Source organism: Candidatus Stygibacter australis (assembly GCA_030765845.1).
Taxonomy (GTDB): domain Bacteria; phylum Cloacimonadota; class Cloacimonadia; order Cloacimonadales; family TCS61; genus Stygibacter; species Stygibacter australis.
The window spans coordinates 1-21,533 of sequence record JAVCDJ010000113.1 but is presented as its reverse complement, the minus strand read 5'-3'; the positions used below and the strand labels follow the sequence as shown (position 1 = coordinate 21,533).

Sequence of the window (21,533 nt, the reverse complement as noted above, 5' to 3'; positions counted from 1 at the left end):
AGGAAGTAATGAAGAAATTACTAATTTTGCTTTTAGGGCTGGTTTTCATGATTGTTAGTTGCAGTTTGGATGATACAACTGATAATGATAACGATACTGATATACCAGACGCACTTAATGCCCTTGTAATTAACGAATTTATGAGCCATAACGATGTTGGCTGGCCTGGACCTAATGACGATTATCCTGACTGGATTGAGCTGTATAATGGTTCAGATGAAACTATTGATGTGGGCGGCATGTATGTTTCTGATGATCTGAGTAACCTTGAATTGTCCATGATCGGTGATGACGCTCCCGAAATTACTACGATGGCACCGGGAAGTTATTTAGTATTGATTGCTGATGCCAATCCAGAATTTGGTACTCTTCACCTTGATCTCAAACTTAGTGATAATGAAGATTTTGCTCTCGTATATTCTGATGGTAGCACTATAGTAGATCAAACTAATTCAGATGTCGTTCCTGATGATATGTCCATGGGACGCGTTCCTGATGGAACTGATAACTGGGAACTGATTGATCCATCAACTCCAGGAATTTCCAATTCTGAAGTACCTGACATAACTAAGCTTGTTATAAATGAATTTCTGGCAAGTAACGACTTCGGAGCAATTGATGAAAATGGTGACCATGAAGACTGGATTGAGATCTATAATGCCGGTACTACAACAGTTGATCTCGGTGGCATGTATGTTACTGATGATCTGACTAACCTGATGACCAGCATGATCCCTATTGATGATCCATCAATAACAACTCTTGCTCCGGGCGAATACCTTTTACTCTGGGCTGATAAAGAACCTGAACAGGGTATTCTTCATCTTGATGACGTAAAGCTCTCCGGTGGCGGTGAACAGATCGGTCTTACTGATATCGATGGCGTTACTATCCTTGATTCACTCACTTATGGAGAACAGGTTACTGACGTTTCTTTTGGCAGAATACCTGATGGCAGTGAAACCTGGGCATCTTTTGGTGCTGGTTATGATACTATGCCAACTCCTGGTGCTGCCAACGGCACTGGAGAAGCTCCTTTTGTTGCGCTTTATATCAATGAATTCCTAGCAAGTAATGATAGCACAAATGTAGATGAATTTGGTGAATATGACGACTGGATTGAAATCTATAATGCTGGAAATATTGCCAAGGATATCGGCGGTATGTGGGTTACAGATGATCTGGAAGCGCTTGAAACAAGCATGATACCTACGGATGATCCTGATGTAACAACTATCCCTCCTGGAGGTTATCTTATCCTTTGGGCAGATAAACAGCCTGAACAGGGTATTCTACATCTTGATGATGTAAAACTCTCTGGAGATGGCGAAGACATCGGACTCACTGATGTTGATGGCGTTACTCTTATTGATTCCTACACCTTTGTTGCTCAGACAACTGATGTTTCCGAAGGCCGAATGCCTGATGGTGGAGATACCTGGGAAAACTTTGCTGTTCCAACTCCTGGAGCACCAAACGAATAAATAGATTAATTTACGGCAGGAAAGTCAAATTTCCTGCCGTTTTTTTATGAAAGGTAAAAAATGAAATACATTAATTTTTTGATCATTGCCATCCTCACTCTTACTGCCTGCAGTCTGGACGATGTTGCACCCCCCGATCCTGAATTGCAATTAGTCCTGATTGCCAGCTATTCCCTTGATCTTACAGAACCTTCAGACCTAAGTTATGATCCGGTTTCCAACACTCTCTGGACAGTGAGTGATACTAATAATAAAGTCTATAACTTTGACCTGGAAGGGAACATTATTCAGGAATTACCCTTTATTGGCATTGCTTTGGAAGGTATAGCTTATTCCTTTATTGACAACTCACTCTGGCTGGCTGAAGAAGAAGATTGCCAGATAGTCAATATCACCCAGCAGGGAGCAGAACTTGCCCGATATCAAATCCCTCTGGAAACCGGAACAAACAGCGGACTGGAAGGAATTTGCCTTCTGCCAGACAGCACTTTTGCTCTGGTAAAAGAAAAAGACCCGGGAAAGTTTATAAAATTAGATTCACTATATGAAGTTGAACAGGAACTTATCATTGATTTTGCTGAAGATTTTTCCGCTATCAGTTATAATACAGAGGAAAATTTCTACTGGATAGTCAGCGATCAGAATGAAGCCCTTTTTGCCTGGACTCCCGAAGCTGGAGTAATAGCCGAATACTCGCTACCCTTTGCCAAACCAGAAGGCGTTTGCTACGTTCCTGAACGCCAAAGCTTCTTCTTCGTCAGTGATTCCCAGAATGCTTTATATGAAATGAAATTACAATAGAAATTATATCCAGACAACTTCGATAAATTCATGCTAACTGAACTTATATAGTATTATTCATATATCGCTTATCTTTAATCACTTATCTCATATTTATTTCTATCACTTTGTTTTTTCCAACTCTCAGATTAATTAGGGGATGATCACATATTCCTTCTCAGCATCTTTTCCTGGTGTATCCCAATGAAAAACAATATAATCTAATTTCCCACCAGACTCATAAAAATTTGTCCCGTTTAATCTTACATTATAATCCAAACTCCGAGGAAAAGAACCAGCAGAATATTTGCAGTATTAATAAATTTCCTTGTTTTCATCCCTTAAGAGCTATGTTTATCAGAAAGAGATTCCCATTTTTTTAAGCTTCTTATACAAAGTAGTTCTCTCCAGTCCCAGGTTTTTGGCTGTTTGGGTAACTTTGTGGTTGTGAAGCTCAAGCTGGGTTTCCAGGTATTTCTTCTCCAAAGTATCCATCACGTAATGATAATCAGGGTTTTGCATGATCTCATTAAAGGGATTTTCCTCTTTCTCTTTATTTATTACTGTTGCCAGTTTATGATTACGTTTTTTGTGGATATTAAATTCCTTGATGATCACCTGATTATCGACAATATCATATAATTCAGTAACAATGTTTGCAAAGTTCTTGAGTTCTCTCACATTCCCGGGCCAGGGATAGGATTGTAGATCACTGGCAATAGCTTCCAGGTCAATATCAAGCTTCATCCGGTTTTCTCTGGCATTATCGATCAGAAAACGCTGCATCAGCAACATGATATCTTCCTTCCTTTCCCGCAATGGTGGTATATGGATATTACCTGCTGCCAGGCGATAATATAGGTCATCTCGAAAATATCCCTGCACTGATAATTCTGGAAGGTCTTTATTAGATGCAGCAATGATGCGGACATCCACCTGCTTTGTTTTCCCTCCCGAGCCAACAACAGGTATCTTCTTTTCTTCTATCACCGTCAATATTTTAGATTGTTCATTTGAGCTCAAATTAGATATCTCATCCATGAATAGCGTACCGGTATCAGCATTTTCAAAGTAACCGGGTTTATTAGAGTCTGCACCAGTATAGGCACCTTTGAGATGCCCAAATAGTTCTGATTCTAAAAGTGAGTCCGGGATGAGTTTGATATCAACAACTTTATAGGGTTTATCAGCCCGTAGAGAATAACGGTGTACAAGTTCTGCCACAACTCCCTTGCCTGTACCTGTCTCGCCAGTGATCAAAATGTTCATTTCCTTAGGCGAAAGCATTAATATCTTTTTCTTTACCCTTTTTATCGCTTCAGACTCGCCAATAAACAGAGCATCCATACTCAGCAAACGCAGTTTCAAAATTTCTTGTTCAGTTCTACTTAATTCCATCGCCTGATGAATATCTGCCAGGAATTTCTCCTTCTGGAAAAATGAACCTTTCTCTATATAATTTATTGCTCCCATCTTCATTGCTTCTGCTACCTGAGTTCGGGTTGCTTGAGCTGAAAGTACTATTACTTTACTGGAAAAGTCCTCTTTCCGCCGTATCGTATCAAAAACCTGTACACCATTTTGCTGACTATTGCCCAACTGAATGTCGAGTAGGATCAGATCAGGTTTATACTCATTATAAATTTGAAAGAATTCATCGCTGTTAGCTGCCCTTCTCACCTCATAATCAGTTTGCCCTAGTAATCTGATAAATGATCGTGCTACTCCATCCTCATCTTCAAGTAGTAATATCTTATTCATCTTCATCCTCCCTTCCTCTTAAATTGAATATGATCTCTGCGTTGGCCTCTTCCTCGATACTTAACCTGAAAATTGCCCCATGTGCACTAATGATCTTATTTGTTGCCATTAGTCCAATTCCACTCCCTTTGGTAATCTCAATTTTATTATCTTTCAATTGATTACTGATCGCTAACACAACATTGGATTTCTCTTGATCCAATGTTATTATGACCTTTGATCCGAAAGGAGAATACTTTAAACTGTTATCCAGCAAATTCAAAACTGCTATATGGAGCAGATTCTCATCTGCATTAACAATTAATCTATCCTCTGAAAACTTCCAGACAATGTCATTATAACGAGGATGTCCATAAAATTTCATTACAGCGTTATCGATCAGAGTAACAAGATCAACTTCAGTTTTCTGCATGAGATTTATTCTGGAAAAGTCTGATAACATTGAAGATTTTTCAAATATTTCCTGCATTGCCCCCACCAGGTCATCATCTTCTTCCAGATTACTTTCCATCAATCTCATATTTACAAGATGCACCTGATTTTTGATGTCGTGCGCTATTCGCTGCATAATATGCATCTCATTACCTATTACCATTCGGTAAAACTGCAGTTTTATCAAACCCAGATTGCGGGTCTTTACTTCCTGGTAGCTATCCGTAATATCACTCATAATATCTTCAAATCTTTTTCTGGATAAACAGCCTATCACAGGTTGTGAATATACTCTTCCTACTCCAAATATTCTCCAATTGTACACAAAACCCAGTATATTATATAATACGGCATAACTGCCATCCAGGGCCATGGCAGGTAAATTGAAAAATGCCTTGGTAATGATATAAACCAGATATCCTACAACTAATATAAGCCATAATACAATTAAATTTGAATTAAAAATATCATTTTTCAGCAATTTTATGTTATACAATGTCGCTTCGTCATTTCCCGTGTTTGCCATTATATTTACATTATCGTCTTTACTCTGCAAAGCAAAACAACCACCGATATCGAGATTCTGGTAAATTACTTTGAAATCCTTATCGAGAATTGTCAAGGGACTCATAAACCAAAATAATTTCTTATTATATATAATCCTATTTTTTTTAAATAAAGTTCTCAATACATGTTCACTTTCGAAGTAACTAGTATCTATTTCCTCAAATTCATCATTAAATACTGTTTTATAATGATGATTTCCTTTCCTGTGTATCATAACTAATTTGTCATCTATCAGATCTAATTCTAAAAGGTTAGTGAAACCGATATTCAGCGTATCAACTTTGCCAGTTGCAGGGTCAAGTATTTGCAGAAATTTCTTCTCCTGGTTTAAATAATTATCAACCCCTAATACAATTCGACTATCTGGCAGAACACAAAATTTTGTGACCCAACCGAATCCGCCAGTTATATAATGTGCCTTTTCTCCATTTAATTCTTTTATCTTACCATGATTATCTAATATTAGTAACGAACAGTAAAAGCTGTAAAGAGGGTCTTCCAGATCAAACCAGTTTGCCCCATGCCTGCCACTTGGCGCTGAGGTGCCGATTATTATTTCTGGTATATTATCATTATCAATATCAGCAATATCAAAATCTATAAATCCTTCATAATAAGCATATTCCCAGAGTTTCTCTTTATTAATGGGATCATAACAGATCAAACTGTTTGGTGTAAATCTTGTTCCCCCGGTTAGTATTATAAAATCATTATAACCATCACCATTGATGTCATGTGAAGCCATGATCTGGCCTCCCAGCATGCCTTCCAATTTTCCATTTTCCTTCTGATTCCTAAACCACATAGCTTTTCTTGTATTGGCAATTATCTTAAAAACATCCTCTTTGCTGACATTCATTTTTAGCCACGTTGATAAAGAATCAGAGAGCGATTGATATACTTTTGATTCATTGTAACTTAATATTGTCGTATTGTTTATCGCTTTATATACTTTTTCTGAAAATACTAATCGTAATGAATCTCTATCTTCACTTAATTTAAAACCAGCCAAAAGATCATCATCCACTTTGAAGCCATATATTTTCTTGTCACCAACCTCTGTTTCAGATGTGAATAGCTTTCCCTTATAAAATGGTTGATGGATAAGTCTCATTTCAGCATTTGGATCACCATTGGAATCAAAGGCATTAACAAGTAATAAACTTGCATCTCCCTTTTTTACACAGAACCAGGCATTATTATGTTCCCAGATCATTGGAACTCTCTGAGCTGTTATACCATAATATTCATGCTCAGAGAGAAGACCTGTCTTAGAATTCTGGTATTTGATCACGCAGTTTCCACCTCTTTCAACTGCCAGAACTTTATCATACCGAGGGTTATCTACAAAGCAGACTGCTTGTGCATTTGTTAGAGAATTGACTTCAACCTTATATGCTAAACCATCCTTCATTACCCAGGATGGTTTGATGATCACTGCCAAAATACCTGCTATTATCAAAAGTGATAATATAAAATAAGCTCTAAAGAATATTTCTCTTAATTTAAAATGCTGCACGGCTTAACCCTGTTCCAATTTTTTAATTCATGTTAAATACTACTCTTCTTAATTCATAGATTCTCTTTTGTTGATAAATGTCAACATTAATTTTACGACACCTTTATCCTAAATTTAGAAATTTTTTATAGTAACATTTACCTCATGAATCCTTGTGACTATCATATTATGTTGATAATTGCATTTAACTTTTACTTGAAATTACAGCAAACCTGTTATTTCGGAACTTCAAGAAATTTAAAAATCCTCCTCCTCTATACCAGATTCAAACTCTCCTCTAATTGCTATTTATTAAAGCGATAATTGTTCCACAACTGTAATCTTTTTCTAAGATATTGATAATTAATGATTTACACCAATGAGTGAGATTTCTGCCTTTAACCCATATTTAAAAAATGATGATTTCTTACAACTTTTGTTGATTATTTTCAACAAATTGAGCCCCTAGCTTATTTAGTTACGATTTACAAAGTTACTCACATACCACATATAAGGCGTCTTCATCTTGTTGATTCCACGATAGTTTTTTGTGTACCAGGCATTGAACGTTATCTCCCAATTATGCTTTAATTCTTCTGGTTCTGCGTTCCAGGCAATGATTGCTGCTGCTTTTTGCAGCTTAAATAATTGAGTTTGGGTATTAAGTGACCAGAATAAAGCCCTTTTTGCCTGGACTCCTGAAACCGGAGTTATTGCCGAATATTCGCAATCCTTTGCCAAACCAGAAGGCGTTTGTTACCTACCTGATCGCCAAAGCTTCTTCTTCGTCAGTGATTCCCAGAATTCTCTGTATGAAATGAAACTGCAATAGAATTAAATCAGACCATTTCAAGGGAATTCATGCTGATAGTTGCTCATTCTTATTTTAATATCAGCATTTTCCCGTTACCATTGCCGGACGCTCCTCCCTTTAATCGGTAGAGATAGATCCCGACACTAACCTTTTTCCCCTGGGAGTCAGTTCCATCCCAATATTCCCCGTCTCTCTCCAGATCCAGAGTTTTCAATTTCTGACCTTTGATATTATAAATCTCAATAGTACCCGTTCCCCTGGTTGTCTCATCCTGGATTTCAAACCAGGTACCCAGGCTGAACGGATTGGGATAATTGCGGATGATCACAGGTGGATTCACAATATTATTATTCCCATTTTCCAGAACCGTTAAATCTATTTTCTGAGCATATACACTGGGAGTTGAAGCTCCAATTGCGCTGTTACGATAATCATACCAGAACACCACGTCTTTGCCCTCTTCTGAGGCTTTCACAGCTCCCATCCATTGACTGCCAGATTCATCACAGATCGCGAGTCCTTCAGTGGGTATCCCTGCTATAATACTCCCATCATCATTATACCCTTTTATGGTGAGCACCCTTCTGCTGGTCTCTCCAGTTTCCTGGCAGTAATAAATATAAAACTTATCATCTCTAACCAGTATCTGGGTATCATGAACCTGACCATATTCCATCCACATTACACTTTCATCCCAGAGCATTTCACCTTCATAATTATATTTCTCAATTATCCGTTGGTAGCTCCAATCCCCGCCTGTCTCCCGATAAAAATAATTGTCAGTTAGAACAAATCGACCATAGCCCTCTAATTCCATCAGCAATCTACCTTCTGCTCCCCACAGAAATTCACCCTGATCTGAGATTAAATAGCCATATAGTTCATCATTATCACCCCAAATTGTGATTTTTGTCAGCAGTATCATACCTTCATCAGTCTCGTGGACAAATAAATCAAAAAAATCTCCAAGTTCTGCTGTTTCCAGATAGTCTCCATTCCAGGCAGGATCAATATTCCCCATCTGATCAAATTTCAACACGCGGACATAGTCTCCATATATCCAAACCAGATAATCTCCTGTAAGTACTATTTTCTTGTAACTAATTGTGGTTGCTCCACACAAATTCACTGCCTCAGACCATACTAATCCCTCATTATCTAACTGCTGCATCCGCCAGATTGCTTGCGCAGTAATTTCAGGGCAGGTCTCATTCCACACAATTCGCATACCACCGGATTCTGGTCTTAGTAACACATGCTCATAACTTGTTCCATCTTCCCAGTCACTGATCAATAAACCAGTATCACCATAAAGTAAGTTGCCATCTAGGTCCATAGCTTGAACTCCCAGATTATGCTGGGCATCTGTATTGGAATAAATACTAAAAGTCACATACAATAGCTCCTCTTCTTCATCAAAGGCGCAATCCAGTATTTCATAGCGCATATCTTGTTGACTAAGTATTGTCTGAGCCTGCTCAGGAAATAACCTGTTGCCTGTTTCGTCCTCCAAAATCTGACAGCGGATCTCTGTTTTACCAGTAAAACAATATTCTGTGATAAAAGCAGAATAATCCTCCCAGCAAACCATCTTTCTATCTCCCTCAAATAATCTGAACAATGAATAAATATCTCTACTCTCCGGCTCAAGCAGCAATTCTCCTGAACTGGATACAACCTGCATTTTTATCGCAGAAAGGGTATCCTCACCACTATACCAGATAAATTTCGCTGAGTCATTAGACTCCACGAAAACCTGCATATCATAACCATTCTTTTCGCATACCTCCACCCCATAACCAATTTCGCCAAAATATGGTTCTCCATCTGAATCTATATGTTGAAATAGAAATATATCCGGGTTAGCCCCTACATTATCCCAAGCTATATATGCACCTCCACTATCATCGGGAATAATATTAAAATATGAATAAGTCGTGAAATCATTGCCAATTATTAATCCGTCTTCTCCCCATAATGGTTCTTCTCCTAAAATTACTTTCTGAGCTTTGAGCTGATCACCCTCGCGCCAGGCTATCAGATAACTGCCGTCACTGGATATCTCCACATCATATCTGTAACTTGCCTCTTCTGGCAGGGTAAATATCTCTATCGGGTCTGCCCATAAAAACTCACCGCTCGCATCCAACCCATTTAAATAAAACTGATTATCATTCTCATATATGAATCTGTATTCCCCTGGCTCATGTAAATATATCTGTAAGTTCCATGCATCTAACGGATGCTCTATTCCTGCTTCTCCCCACAATAATTCACCCTCATTTGTGCAGCGCTGAAAAATCCCATATCCATAATCAAGATATCCCACTAATATTCCACCATATCCATCAGAAATTACAAAAAAGGGTAATTCACACATACTTGAGAGAATAATATTTCCTTCTGCCGACCAATCCTGGCCCAATTCTCCGTCTGAATTAAGATAAATAGCCTTTACTTCCTGGGGCCAGTCAAATTCATGCAAAACTAAGAATAATCCTCCTGCTTCACCTTCTATTAGCCACAGTTTGGGTCCACTCGAATATCCAGTCCCCATATCAAAACTTAATCCATCCTCGCCCCATAGTTTATTACCTGAAAGGTCAATTTTCTGTGTTCGTAAGCTGGTAATTTCTTCCTGCTCAAGCCAGCTGATCACTACTCCAGTATCCGTCTCCAGAAGCTCTATTGCCCTTGGGTATAAGCTGACACTATTACATAATAAAACCGGAGCTGCCCAGATTTGCTCGCCCATTTCATTCACTTTCATTGCTTTCATTTGCTGCCATTCACTCTCCGAATCACTCCATACTACCAGAAGATTACCATCGGATAACTCTAATCCACCCTTATCCCAGCTTAGATTATTAGATTTTGCTACAAGTGCCCCACTCTCATCCCAGCAGATAAAACTCCATAAACCAATTGTCCATAATAATAGTAATAACATCATCGCTCTTTTCATCATAACCATCCTTTGCATAAGGCTCTTGTTGTTATATTATACTTATCCCGTTTCCCAATTATTAAGATGTGTGATCTTACCCAACACAAAATCAAAAATATCTTATAACTAATGTTAAGTCAAATTATTTCTCTATCTATTAAATTTTATTCAGTAAGAGACTGTTCAATACCACTAGCCAAAACCTTGCGAATGGCTTGTCGCTTGTCGAGACGGAGGTGGAACATAGTCTGGAGCCGGAGCCACGCATAGGCTGATGCCTTCGCAATGGTTGATCAGGGAATTATAACTCCTAATCCCATACAAAGATATGAGATAATGATATTAATATCTTGCTCATAACGGTCAAACATTGCGGAGGTTTTCTACCATCCGCGAGGTCTTAGTAAGGTCAATTTACCAAAATTTAAAACCTGCAATAATATCAATTACTTATATGAACAGCCTCATTAAATACAGAGACAGTTCAATTTTTTTGGGAAGGATTGGGGAAATTTAACTTTTTTCTTTGGATTCCATTGGCAAGTTATAATTATAATAACACGCATCACCCCAGAATTTTATCAGTATTCATCACAGTTTTTTATTATTCCCCGAAAGGGGAAAAAGAAGCATAGCCTCCGGTGAAACGAAGTGCCACCAGAGGCTATGCACCTTTATCCCCTTCGGGGAATTTAAATATATTAGATGACTTATATTGTTGCAAATTAATTAAATAGCCTTCCTGTTAATATAATTATCGGGAGTATGCCTGATAAATATAATAATTTGCGTTTAGGATCGCAGATAATAGGTATATTTAGATTAATAAAAACGAAATATGGATTGTTATATATTTAAAGTCCCTGAATTATGAGTGCTCAGTTGAGCAAAACAAGAGGGTGCAGAAAATATCCTGCCCCTGCATTTTCTAAATATCGTGTCTCGTATCTCGCTTTATTTCAATAAAATCACCTTCTTCAAATCACATTTTCCGTCAGCTTCAAAACGCAGGAAATAAATCCCACTATTCTGCCCTTCAGCATTCCAGATAACTGTATGTGCTCCAACAGCCATCTCTTGCTTAAGCACAGTGGCAATCTTCTGCCCCTTGATATTATAAACCTCTATCAACACAAACCCATCGCCAGCAAGTTCAAAACTGATATTAGTCTCAGGATTGAATGGATTTGGGTATACACTAGTTAGAGCAGTAACAACAGGTAGTACATTATTACCATCGGTATCTGTACCTATCGATTCTATATCAGACATACCGTCATTATAAACAGCAGCAACACCATAACTGTGATTACCAATCATATTCAGAAAGATATATGAAGTTTCATCGATATCAAGAAGATCTTCATCATACTGAACGTCATCTAAGAAAACATAGAATCCGAGCAGGAATGAGCGTTCATCACGAGTATCAGATGAAGCTGGTCTCAGGTTACCCCTGGCGAATTCATTACTTTCCAGAGTGAGAAAACCAATTACTTCAGGAGCTTCTGAAACAGCAGCCTTTGGAAGTGGACGAATTGCACCGGTAACCCATGCTTGGATATTCCAGTTATAATCAAGCTCTAAAGCACTCAGTGCCTGCCATGCACCACCGCTCATAGAGATCATATCTCCATAACCGGCAATAGCAGGTCCAGCATCGCAACCAGCAGGATAACTACCGGCTGGCTGGTTATCGATAGCATAACCAATCCAAAGTTCATCAGCTGAATCAATCGTAATTGGAGAAGTATAATAAACTTCATTCCAGGCTTCCATAACCAGATCAGTAACTGGCTGACTGAGAACTTCGTTAGAGGCATTTACACCAGTCCAGACTTTAAGAGTATATGTGCTTCCAGCTTCACGTGGGACGAAATTCATCTTAGTGATCTGCAATCCATCATAATCATCAAGATCACCAGCATCCCAACGGGCAGCTACTCTAAATGAGCCACCATTGGTGATTCCAATACCATCATCATTCATGCCATCATCATAATGTATCCATTCACCTGTTTCGCCACCAATACCAGGAGCTTCCCAGGTAAGCATAATAAAAGCTGGATTTGTAAGATGAACAGCGTCAACATTTCGTGGTTCATCCTGCTGAACAGTAACAACTACCTGATCTGAATCAGTTTGTTCACCATCGCTTACAACCAGAGTAAATGTATAATCAATATCATTATTAACTTCTGGAGCAATAAATGTAGGCATTTCTGCGGCTGCATTATTAAGAGTGATACCAGCAGGAGCAGTCCAGATATAAGTGATTACGTCATCATCAGGATCATAAGAACCTGATCCATCAAGAGTGATAGTTTCACCATCACGAACAACTTGATCGATCCCGGCATCTGCTACAGGAGCAGTCAATGTCTGGCGGAGTATTTCAGTATCAGCATTAACTCCAGTCCATGCTTTAGCAGTAATGGTACAATTTGCATTCTGGAAATAAACGTTTATCTTTGTGATATTAAGTCCATCATAATCATCCCGATCACCGGCATCCCAGCAGATAAAACTCCATAAACCAATTGTCCATAATAATAGTAATAACATCATCGCTCTTTTCATCATAACCATCCTTTGCATAAGGCTCTTGTTGGGGTATTATACTTATCCCATTTCCCAATTATTAAGATGCGTGATCTTACCCAGCACCAATTCAAAAATATCTTATAATTAATGTTAAGTCAAATAATTTTTCTAACTATTGACTCTTATTATGGAACACCATTATAATTTAGCCACTATTTATTATCTTCTAAAAACCTCCTCACATACCACATATAAGGCGTCATCATTCGATTTATTCTGCGATAATTTATGGAGTACCAGGTATTAAACTTTCTCTCCCAGTTATGCTTGAATTCTTCTGTTTCTGCGTTCCAGGAGATGATTGCTGCTGCTTTTTGCTGCTTAAATATTTGAGTTTGGGCATTTAGAGAATGATCATAATTTGCTCTGAGAAATGTGATTTTACTGTTTCTCCTCTGATAGAATATCTGTCCTCGATAGGTTCTGCTTATGCCTGATACTATATTCGTCTTTGGGACAAGTCCCCTCTTATAGGTTTTGATCCGTTCAAATGCAGGTTCATCTTTTTGCAGTATTTCTGCCAAATATTCATTCAGATAATCTCTATAAGCTGTTTTCAGGTCTGCCCCATCTTCCAGCACAATAAATCTCCGACGGCAGTATTCATCAATATCCTGTCCTTTATTAACTGCTATCTCATATTCTCCCGCAACATTGAAGCTCAGATTAACTTTAGTCCTTTTAAAAAGTTTCTGCTGCCAGCTAAATCCTGCTTGACCTGAAAGTGTCAGGGTATAAATATCGGTTTCGCGGATATAAAATATCGTCTTGGCAAGCAATTGATAATTCCCTGGCGTGATGAAGTAGGGCGTGTAATAATACAGCTTCTTGAGGATACTGCTATAACCCTGATATTGCGGATTCGATACTTTATTGGCAAAGGAATTGATCACTTGCGTCCGCAACTTCAAAGGTGATTCACCTGAAGGTGGAATATAAACATAATCGTACTCTTCGGTCTCGCCATTACGTTTCTGGCGATAGATAGTGTCACCCCAGCGTCCGTGCATCTCAAAGAAATGCAGCAGACCCTCTCCTCTTAATACTTTCTTCCTGCTACTCATTTTCACTCCTTAGATCAAGGAGATACCAATGAGAATAAGTTTCCCAAACTAAATACGACTACCTTTTGATAATATACTACATATCTACCAGAATCAAAGCAAAAAATTCCCAATTGCACTCCAAACAACACAACAATAAAATGTGGTGTCGTTTGGAGTGCAATTGAGGCAAGGGTGGGAATATGGTGCTTAGAATGCGCAAGCGAGAGAAATAATGGGGAATATAAGGGGATATTAATTAGATTAGTATGAGATTAATTATTAAATGGTGATAAATGCGTTGTCTATAAGGCGGGTGTTTCCTATTTGTACTGCCAGGAAGAGGCGGGTATTTTTATCGAGCTGGTCAACTGGTTTCAGGTCGTCTGCTGTTCTGAACTCGATATAGTCAATTTTGCCGTTATTTTCAGTTATGATCTGCTCAATTTCGGGGAGAAGTTCGTCTGCTGTGCGACATCCCTGCTGATATCTGGTGCGGGTATGCTGGATTGATCTATAGAGGCAAAGGGCATCTTCTCGCTGCTGATCAACAAGATATTTATTGCGGGAACTCATGGCAAGTCCGTCATCTTCGCGGATAATCGGGCAGGGGACAATTACAGTTTCCAGATTAAGATCGAGGAGCATTCTTTTAAGCACAGCAATCTGCTGAAAATCCTTTTCACCCATATACATATAATTAGGATTAACTATATTTACGAGTTTGCATACGATAGTGGAAACGCCTTTGAAATGCTCAGGTCTGCTTTTACCGCACAGTACTTCGCTTACGCCTTCCACTGTCACCCAGGTGGAATATCCGGGGGGATACATTTCAATTGTTTGGGGAAAAAACACATAATCTACGCCTAATTCTGCCAGTAATTTAAGATCCCGATCAAAATCCCGGGGATAATTATCAAGGTCTTCAGTGGGAGCAAATTGAGAGGGGTTAACGAATATGCTCACGATGACGATGTCACACTGTTTTTTTGCCATTTCCACCAGAGATAGATGACCTTTGTGCAGAAAGCCCATGGTGGGAACAAATCCGAGAATAGTATCAGCTTTACGGGTAAGGCATTGCATCTCCAGCACGGAATTGATCACAGAAGGGAGCATTTATTTCTCCAGTTTTCTATATATGAGATTATCATCAGATTCGATCACGATCACAGTAGATTTACGGTGAGGGATCTCTTTTTCTGCCAGATAATTATAGGTGACAATTATCACCTTATCATGCAGATTCACTTTATGGGCTGCAGCACCATTGAGTCCAATCATTCCAGAACCGGCAGGAGCTTCCAGGATATAGGTGGAAAAGCGTTCGCCATTGGAGATATTATAGATATCCACCTTCTCATCCGGGAGCATATTGGCAGCCTTTAGCAGATTTGCATCAATAGAGATGCTGCCTACATAATTCAAGTCCCGTTCCGTAACAGTTGCCCGGTGTATCTTACTATTTAAAAATTCTCTTAGCATATATTTACCATCCAAAGCTCTATTTGTGTCTAAAATATATTATAGTGAAAAATGTCTATAATTTTCGTGAGTTGTGAAGCTATTCTGTAGTTTTCCAGTTTTTGGCGGCTTCTTTGCCTTTTTTTTCATCTACTGTGAATAGCACCAGTAGACCTGCGAGGAAGAAAAAAGAGATGGAGAGGATGGAGAGCTGCTGAGAGCCTGTGATCCGGGCAATCTCGCCATAGAGTAGAGGACCAATAACGGAGGAGACTTTGCCAGTAAAAGAATAGAAGCCAAAGAATTCAGCCATTTTGTCATCAGGAGTGAGCAGGGCAAGCATGGTGCGGCTGGAAGATTGACAGGAGCCAATTGCCAGACCAGCAAACATACCTACGAGATAAAAAGTACCCATGGAGTTACAGAAGAAAGCTCCGGCAGCAACGAAGAGCCAAAGCACCAGCGTGATAGCAATGGTTATTTTAGCACCGATCCTATCCAGAATATAGCCGAATATAAATGCGCCAATAAAAGAAGTGACATTCATAATGATGAAATATTTAATGAGTTCCTGTCCGGTCATATCAAAACGGGTGGAGCCATATATAGAAGCAAAGGTGATGATGATCACAATTCCGTCATTATATATAAGGTAGCTGATAATAAATTTAACAAGTTCGCGAAAATGACCGATTTTACGGGCAGAGGAATATATGCGCTGAAAGGCAGTGCGGAAATAATTTGTGCGTCGGGAGAAGGTAGGAATGGCACTTTTGAGGAAGATGAATGTGATAAGAGCGAAAGAGGAAAAGAAGACTGCCACAACGGGGAAAACCAGTCTGATGTGGTTTTCGACCAGGGGATAGACCAGCACAAGTGAGAGAAGACCACCAATATAGCCTATTCCCCAGCCCCAGCCGGAGACTTTGCCCATGCTGGAACGAGACGTTACTTCCGGCAGCAGGGCATTATAAAACACATTGGCACAATTAAAACCGAAATTGGCAATTACGAAAAACCAGATACCTTTTGAAATATCACCTGGACCCACAAAATATAAGAGGGCAGTAAAAACCACTGTGATGCCGGTGCAATAGATCAGGAAATTCTTTTTGGCGCGGGAGAAATCTGCTACTGCACCCAAAATGGGAGCTGCGATAGCAACGAGGAGCATGGATAAACTTACTGCTCTCCCCCACAGTGCGGTTCCCAGTTCACCATTATCAACAACGATATTTTTGAAATATACCGCATAAACCACGGTGACGATGATAGTGGTGAATGAAGAATTTGCAAAATCATACATGACCCAGGCGAGCACATTACGATTAAGATCAGCATCGAATTTCTTTTTCATATAGTTTTCCTGAGATCAATAACTGGGAGAGGCAGGTGTTGATAATGTGAAAGAAATGGAGAAGCTATCAATATCTGGTATTTATCCTGCAGTAATTGGAGAATGGCTTTTGCTCTATTTTGATCAAGGTCAGAGAGGACATCGTCAAACATAAGCAGGGGAAGATCATCCTGATCATGGCTGATGAGCAGAGCCTGAACGAGTCGCATGATAATGACCAGAGATCTTGCCTGTCCCTGGGAGGCAAAGCTCCGGGCATTGATACCATTGATTGTGAATTCCAGATCATCAAGATGCGGACCTGATAAAGTCCTCTGGGCAAGGTTCTCCTGAAATTCATTTTTACGGAGATGTTCAGAAAACGCAGAGCGCGAGAATTCATTCTGCCTGAGTTGAAAAGAGTATTGATAAAAAATATGGATTGTCTCACGGTTTTGAATAAATTGACGGTATTGCTCTATTAGAAGAGGGATAAAATGCTCCAGGTAATTGAGCCTCTGCATGATAACTCTGCTGGAAGCTTCCACAAATTGATCATCCCAGGTTTCTTTTTCCTGTTTGTTGTATTTTGTTTTAAGGAGAGCATTTCGCTGCTTAAGCGTGTGACGAAAATTACGCAGGTTCTCTAGATATAGCGGATCATATTGAGCGATAGCCTGATCGAGAAACAAGCGACGGCAGGCAGGACTTCCAGTGACAATATCCAGGTCAGAAGGCGAGAAATAGACAGTTTTGAAGTATCTAAATAATTCCGAAAGCCGTTCCAGAGAGACTTTATTTATTTTAAATATTTTATTGTTTTTATCAGCAGCAGCAGAAATGGAAATATTTTCTTTTCCTTTATTGAAATTACCTATTACACGAAAAAAAGGATGAGAGAATCTTATCAATTCATGATCATGAGCAGTTCGAAATGATTTCCCAAACGCAAGATAATAAACAGCTTCCAGTAGATTGGTTTTTCCTATTCCATTATCTCCTGTAATAATCGCGCCCCTGGGATCAAAATCCATACTAAGGGCGCGATAATTTCTAAAATCTATGATCTCAAGAGAATTGAGCAGCAATTATAAGAACCGCAAGGGCATGAGCAGGAAACGGGTAGAATAATCCTTTTCCTCACCATGATTAAAGAGCAGAGCTCCCTCATTATCTTTGCCAAATCGGATTTCCACTTGAGGAGTTTCTATCACATTTAGAATTGCGAGTAAGAATTTATAATTAAAGGCAATTTCCAGATCTTCACCTTCATATTCAAAGTTATGGATCTGCTCATGCGCTTCACCTTCATCACGATTAATACAATCTATCAAGATAGTATTTTCTTTGATTTTCATGCGGATTTTGTAAGTATCTTCTATAGCCAGCAGAGAAACACGGTTAACTGCTTCTTTTAGCAAAAGTTTATCCAACAGGAGAATATTAGTATTATTTTTGGGGATAGCTTTATTATAATCAGGATAATGACCTTCAATTACGTGAGTCATCAATACATAAGGAGCATACTGAAAGATCACTCTATTGGGTTCAATCAGAACACCAACTTCGGAGATAGTTTCATTAATGACTTTATCCAGGAAATTAAGACCTTTAGTAGGAATTATCCTCTCGATGCGTTCTTCCACATGAGTTGGTTTGTTATGCTTGAATTCAGCAATTTTTTTACCATCAGTAGCTGCCATCATTTGAAATTCAGGATCCAGAGTCCAATTGATACCAGTAAAAATTGCGCGATTGATCTCTGTAGATACAGCAAAGCTGGTGTTTTCTATCATCTTGCGAAAGAGACCGGCATTAATAGGGACAGAAGCAGAGAGATCGACCTCTGGAACCAGTGGGAACTGACTTGTTTCTGCGCAAAGCAGATTAAATTCAATGGCATTGCAGTCGATAACGATGTCATCTTCTTTTTTGACAAAATCAATCATTTTATCAGGTAATCTGGTAAGAATATCCATCAGTCTTTTTGCAGATATTGCTATCTTGCCACCGTTGATCACATTTGCCTTAATATAAGCAATAACTGTTATTTCCAAATCTGTGACGGTGATAATCAGTTGATTTTCATTTTCATCCGCTTCTATCAGGAAATTTGTAAGTATCGGCATAGTATTTTTGCCGGGGACTATATTAATAAGATGCTGAATATGGGGTAACAAATCTTTGCGTTCAATCGAAAACTTCATAATATCCTCTTTTTTATATAAATATATTTAAGCAACAAAATTGAGTCCCTGCAAAAATAGTCAATAGAATTATTTTGCCAGATAAAAAAATAAGCAAGGGTTATCCACCCTTGCTTAATTTGTGCCGAATTAGAAACTGATTAAACTGATTCTTTTAGTTTCTTTCCCGGTTTGAAAACAGGAACTTTGCGAGCTGGTATTTGAATTTTCTTACCAGTTGAAGGATTCACACCAGTACGAGCTTTACGTTCTGCAACCTTGAAAGTACCAAATCCGACCAGAGAGACCTTATCACCTTTCTTTAAGGCTCCTCCAATATTTTCCAGAACACAGGCCAAAGCAGAATTTGCTTGCTTTTTTGTTAATTTTACATCCTCACAAATTTTCGCAATTAATTCTTGGCGATTCATAAAACCTCCTCGGTTATTTAATAGTACTATATAGGCTTCTATGGCTGAATCTTGTCAAGTAAAATCTTTTCTCTAATTAAATTACTCAAGTTTCGCAGATACGCAAACGTGCAATATAATGGGTTTTCCGAGACTATAATATTCGGATTTTACGCACTTAATTAACTGCTACTATAGCATATACAACAATTTTACAATTACTGTCATTTATGCCACATTTTCGTCTTCATCTATTTTCTCAATTTTGCTTTTATCATTTTTATCTAAAAAGTAAAATACCATTTCTTCAAATTATGGAATTGACTACAAAAATGCCCTGAAAGGGCATAACAATAATAGCCATGTGTGAAACCCATGGATCCAAAATTATAAGCTCCCCCTCCCCTACCGTTTTCGGCTTCGCCGAAAACGGTAGGGGAGATGCCTGTAAGAAGCAGTTATTCAATGAGTTATATATAATTCAGAATTGTAACGTAGATTAATCGTCCTCGATTAATCATTAAGAAAATGCTTAATCGAGACGATTAAGCTACTTTAACTCGTACTCATTGTAGATTATTTTTTTATATTAATCATATTTAATGTAAATATGTTGTTAACTTTAATTATCGCAGCTATTTGATACCAGTTATTCGCGTATATTAAAGTATATAATACGTTGTTTATGAGAGGCTTTTACATCTGCGAAACTTAAGTTAAATTATTTTTATAACTTAATAATAATAAATCATCAAAGACCCACGCAATGTATAGCTATCTGATTGACTTATAGAGCCTTAGCTATGTATGAACGGAAAATCAGCTTTTTAAAAATAAAAATTAAAAAAATCCTGGAAATTGAAAATATCACTTTAGAGAAAAAATTATTAAATAAATAAAAATGCCTATTATAGGCAGTACCGTCAGCACTAAAAGGAGGAAGAAGGTGTAGGGATTAAGAATATAACTGAGCTGTTCCGGGAAAATTTTTACCACAAATTTTTCTAAGGCACTTTTGCGATAAGAGGTACTACTCAATTTATCATAACGAGATTCTGGTGCTTCCATATCATCTCTTGTTTGGGTTTCCGGCTTTGCTTCTTTACTTGAATATTTTGTTCTTACAGTTTTACTTGGAGTAGTAGTGGTAGCTTTCACGGTTTCCTCTTTTTCTGAAGGCGCAGAATACACTATGGAAAAGAAAATATCTATCCCATCATAGACAAACCAGCTAAGAACAAAAAAGACTGCTACAACAACAGTTAGCAGTAAAACAAACTTATACTTCCTCATAATCCAAACTCATTTACCTTTTTAAAAAAAATCCTGTTTAATTTATCTTCCGCAACGGAAACTCTCAGACAATTCTTTAAAATGCCCTGATTTCCGACATTTCTAACTGCGATTTCATTTTCTTTAAGATAGTTGAATAAGTCAATGTAATCTTTATGACGAAAGAGCAGAAAATTGGTGTAGGATTTGAAAACCTGCACCTGAGGAAGTGTTGTGATATTATTGTAGAGAAGTTCTCTCTGCTGAATTATTTTCTGATTGTATTCGAGGAAAATTCCCTTGTTTCTAATAATCGTTAAAGCCATAGCCTGTGTAAATATGCTCATGTTGAAAGCAGTAACAACTTTTTTGATCTCATTAATATTATTCTGGCAGGAGATCAGATAGCCAAAGCGCAAACCGGCAGCCGAGAATGCCTTTGAGAAGGTTCTGATAATAACCAGATTAGGATATTTATTGATCAATGGCACTAAAGTAACACCAGAGAACTCAAAATATGTTTCATCAATAAGCATCAGCCTTTGAGGATTTTTCTCAATAATCTGAATTATATCTTCGTAAGGAAATAGGTTTCCAGTAGGGTTATTGGGATTACAGATAATCACAAGTTTGCAATCAGGATCATCAGCTAACTTCATGAGATTATCAGGCTCAAAGCTGAAATCTTCTGAAAGTGGGAAGGTTTTGAGGGATAATCCTACAGCATCGCAATAACTTTGATAATCAAAATAAGAGGGGGAGAGAGTAAGGGCAAAAGAATTACCGTTATCTCTGACTGCATTGAACAGAAAGTAAAGCATTTCATCCGCACCATTACCTGATATAAGCTGTTCTGGTTCAATTTCTGCATAGTTTGCGATTTCATGGTTAAGGTCTTGTGTAATATCACTGTAATAACGGTTGAGATGGAT

General features: G+C 38.3%; 16 protein-coding genes. 2 read left to right on the top strand and 14 right to left on the bottom strand.

The window, feature by feature from the left end; translation table 11 throughout:
* Window positions 1–8: 8 nt before the first annotated feature.
* On the top strand, window positions 9–1,484 hold the full coding sequence (locus tag RAO94_05835) for a lamin tail domain-containing protein (GenBank protein ID MDP8321851.1): 1,476 nt from the start codon (window positions 9–11) through the stop codon (window positions 1,482–1,484).
* Window positions 1,485–1,544: 60 nt separating this feature from the next.
* Window positions 1,545–2,285, top strand: coding sequence for an SdiA-regulated domain-containing protein (locus RAO94_05830; protein MDP8321850.1), 741 nt, complete (start codon window positions 1,545–1,547; stop codon window positions 2,283–2,285).
* Between the two features lie 336 nt (window positions 2,286–2,621).
* Here RAO94_05830 and RAO94_05825 read toward each other — a convergent pair whose 3' ends face one another.
* From RAO94_05825 to RAO94_05760, 14 genes are all read right to left on the bottom strand, one after another.
* Complete coding sequence (locus RAO94_05825) at window positions 2,622–4,025, bottom strand: sigma-54 dependent transcriptional regulator (protein ID MDP8321849.1); 1,404 nt, start codon at window positions 4,023–4,025, stop codon at window positions 2,622–2,624.
* The gene (locus tag RAO94_05820) at window positions 4,018–6,543 is read right to left on the bottom strand and encodes a hypothetical protein (protein ID MDP8321848.1); all 2,526 of its coding nucleotides are present in this window, start codon (window positions 6,541–6,543) and stop codon (window positions 4,018–4,020) included. Before RAO94_05820 ends, RAO94_05825 begins: the two co-directional genes overlap by 8 nt.
* Before the next feature lie 453 nt (window positions 6,544–6,996).
* A complete protein-coding gene (locus tag RAO94_05815) occupies window positions 6,997–7,263 on the bottom strand; it encodes a hypothetical protein (GenBank protein ID MDP8321847.1) in 267 nt (88 codons plus the stop codon).
* A gap of 140 nt (window positions 7,264–7,403) precedes the next feature.
* Entirely contained in the window at window positions 7,404–10,304 is a 2,901-nt protein-coding gene (locus RAO94_05810; protein MDP8321846.1) for a hypothetical protein, read from the bottom strand.
* Between the two features lie 933 nt (window positions 10,305–11,237).
* Window positions 11,238–12,866, bottom strand: a complete 1,629-nt coding sequence (locus RAO94_05805) for a T9SS type A sorting domain-containing protein (GenBank protein MDP8321845.1) — start codon at window positions 12,864–12,866, stop codon at window positions 11,238–11,240.
* A gap of 173 nt (window positions 12,867–13,039) precedes the next feature.
* Window positions 13,040–13,951 (bottom strand): hypothetical protein, encoded by a 912-nt coding sequence (locus RAO94_05800; protein MDP8321844.1) that lies wholly within the window; start codon window positions 13,949–13,951, stop codon window positions 13,040–13,042.
* A gap of 261 nt (window positions 13,952–14,212) precedes the next feature.
* Complete coding sequence (gene panC, locus RAO94_05795; GenBank protein ID MDP8321843.1) at window positions 14,213–15,052, bottom strand: pantoate--beta-alanine ligase; 840 nt, start codon at window positions 15,050–15,052, stop codon at window positions 14,213–14,215.
* Window positions 15,053–15,418 (bottom strand): aspartate 1-decarboxylase, encoded by a 366-nt coding sequence (locus tag RAO94_05790; GenBank protein MDP8321842.1) that lies wholly within the window; start codon window positions 15,416–15,418, stop codon window positions 15,053–15,055.
* A gap of 79 nt (window positions 15,419–15,497) precedes the next feature.
* A complete protein-coding gene (locus tag RAO94_05785) occupies window positions 15,498–16,754 on the bottom strand; it encodes an MFS transporter (GenBank protein ID MDP8321841.1) in 1,257 nt (418 codons plus the stop codon).
* Window positions 16,751–17,821 (bottom strand): DNA replication/repair protein RecF, encoded by a 1,071-nt coding sequence (gene recF / locus RAO94_05780; GenBank protein ID MDP8321840.1) that lies wholly within the window; start codon window positions 17,819–17,821, stop codon window positions 16,751–16,753. The genes RAO94_05785 and recF overlap by 4 nt, the downstream gene beginning before the upstream one ends.
* Entirely contained in the window at window positions 17,822–18,940 is a 1,119-nt protein-coding gene (gene dnaN / locus RAO94_05775) for a DNA polymerase III subunit beta (GenBank protein MDP8321839.1), read from the bottom strand.
* Window positions 18,941–19,080: 140 nt separating this feature from the next.
* Window positions 19,081–19,350 carry an HU family DNA-binding protein gene (locus tag RAO94_05770; GenBank protein ID MDP8321838.1) on the bottom strand — a complete coding sequence of 90 codons (270 nt, stop codon included), beginning with the start codon at window positions 19,348–19,350 and terminating at the stop codon, window positions 19,081–19,083.
* Window positions 19,351–20,196: 846 nt separating this feature from the next.
* Window positions 20,197–20,622 (bottom strand): hypothetical protein, encoded by a 426-nt coding sequence (locus RAO94_05765; GenBank protein MDP8321837.1) that lies wholly within the window; start codon window positions 20,620–20,622, stop codon window positions 20,197–20,199.
* The coding region (locus RAO94_05760) for a histidinol-phosphate transaminase (protein MDP8321836.1) at window positions 20,619–21,533 on the bottom strand (915 nt) is incomplete at its 5' end. The genes RAO94_05760 and RAO94_05765, both read right to left, overlap by 4 nt.

Coding starts and splice junctions, on each gene's coding strand:
- RAO94_05835 (MDP8321851.1), top strand. CDS start 9: ATGAAGAAATTACTAATTTTGCTTTTAGGGCTGGTTTTCATGATTGTT.
- RAO94_05830 (MDP8321850.1), top strand. CDS start 1,545: ATGAAATACATTAATTTTTTGATCATTGCCATCCTCACTCTTACTGCC.
- RAO94_05825 (MDP8321849.1), bottom strand. CDS start 4,025: ATGAATAAGATATTACTACTTGAAGATGAGGATGGAGTAGCACGATCA.
- RAO94_05810 (MDP8321846.1), bottom strand. CDS start 10,304: ATGATGAAAAGAGCGATGATGTTATTACTATTATTATGGACAATTGGT.
- RAO94_05805 (MDP8321845.1), bottom strand. CDS start 12,866: ATGATGAAAAGAGCGATGATGTTATTACTATTATTATGGACAATTGGT.
- RAO94_05800 (MDP8321844.1), bottom strand. CDS start 13,951: ATGAGTAGCAGGAAGAAAGTATTAAGAGGAGAGGGTCTGCTGCATTTC.
- panC (MDP8321843.1), bottom strand. CDS start 15,052: ATGCTCCCTTCTGTGATCAATTCCGTGCTGGAGATGCAATGCCTTACC.
- RAO94_05790 (MDP8321842.1), bottom strand. CDS start 15,418: ATGCTAAGAGAATTTTTAAATAGTAAGATACACCGGGCAACTGTTACG.
- RAO94_05785 (MDP8321841.1), bottom strand. CDS start 16,754: ATGAAAAAGAAATTCGATGCTGATCTTAATCGTAATGTGCTCGCCTGG.
- dnaN (MDP8321839.1), bottom strand. CDS start 18,940: ATGAAGTTTTCGATTGAACGCAAAGATTTGTTACCCCATATTCAGCAT.
- RAO94_05770 (MDP8321838.1), bottom strand. CDS start 19,350: ATGAATCGCCAAGAATTAATTGCGAAAATTTGTGAGGATGTAAAATTA.
- RAO94_05765 (MDP8321837.1), bottom strand. CDS start 20,622: ATGAGGAAGTATAAGTTTGTTTTACTGCTAACTGTTGTTGTAGCAGTC.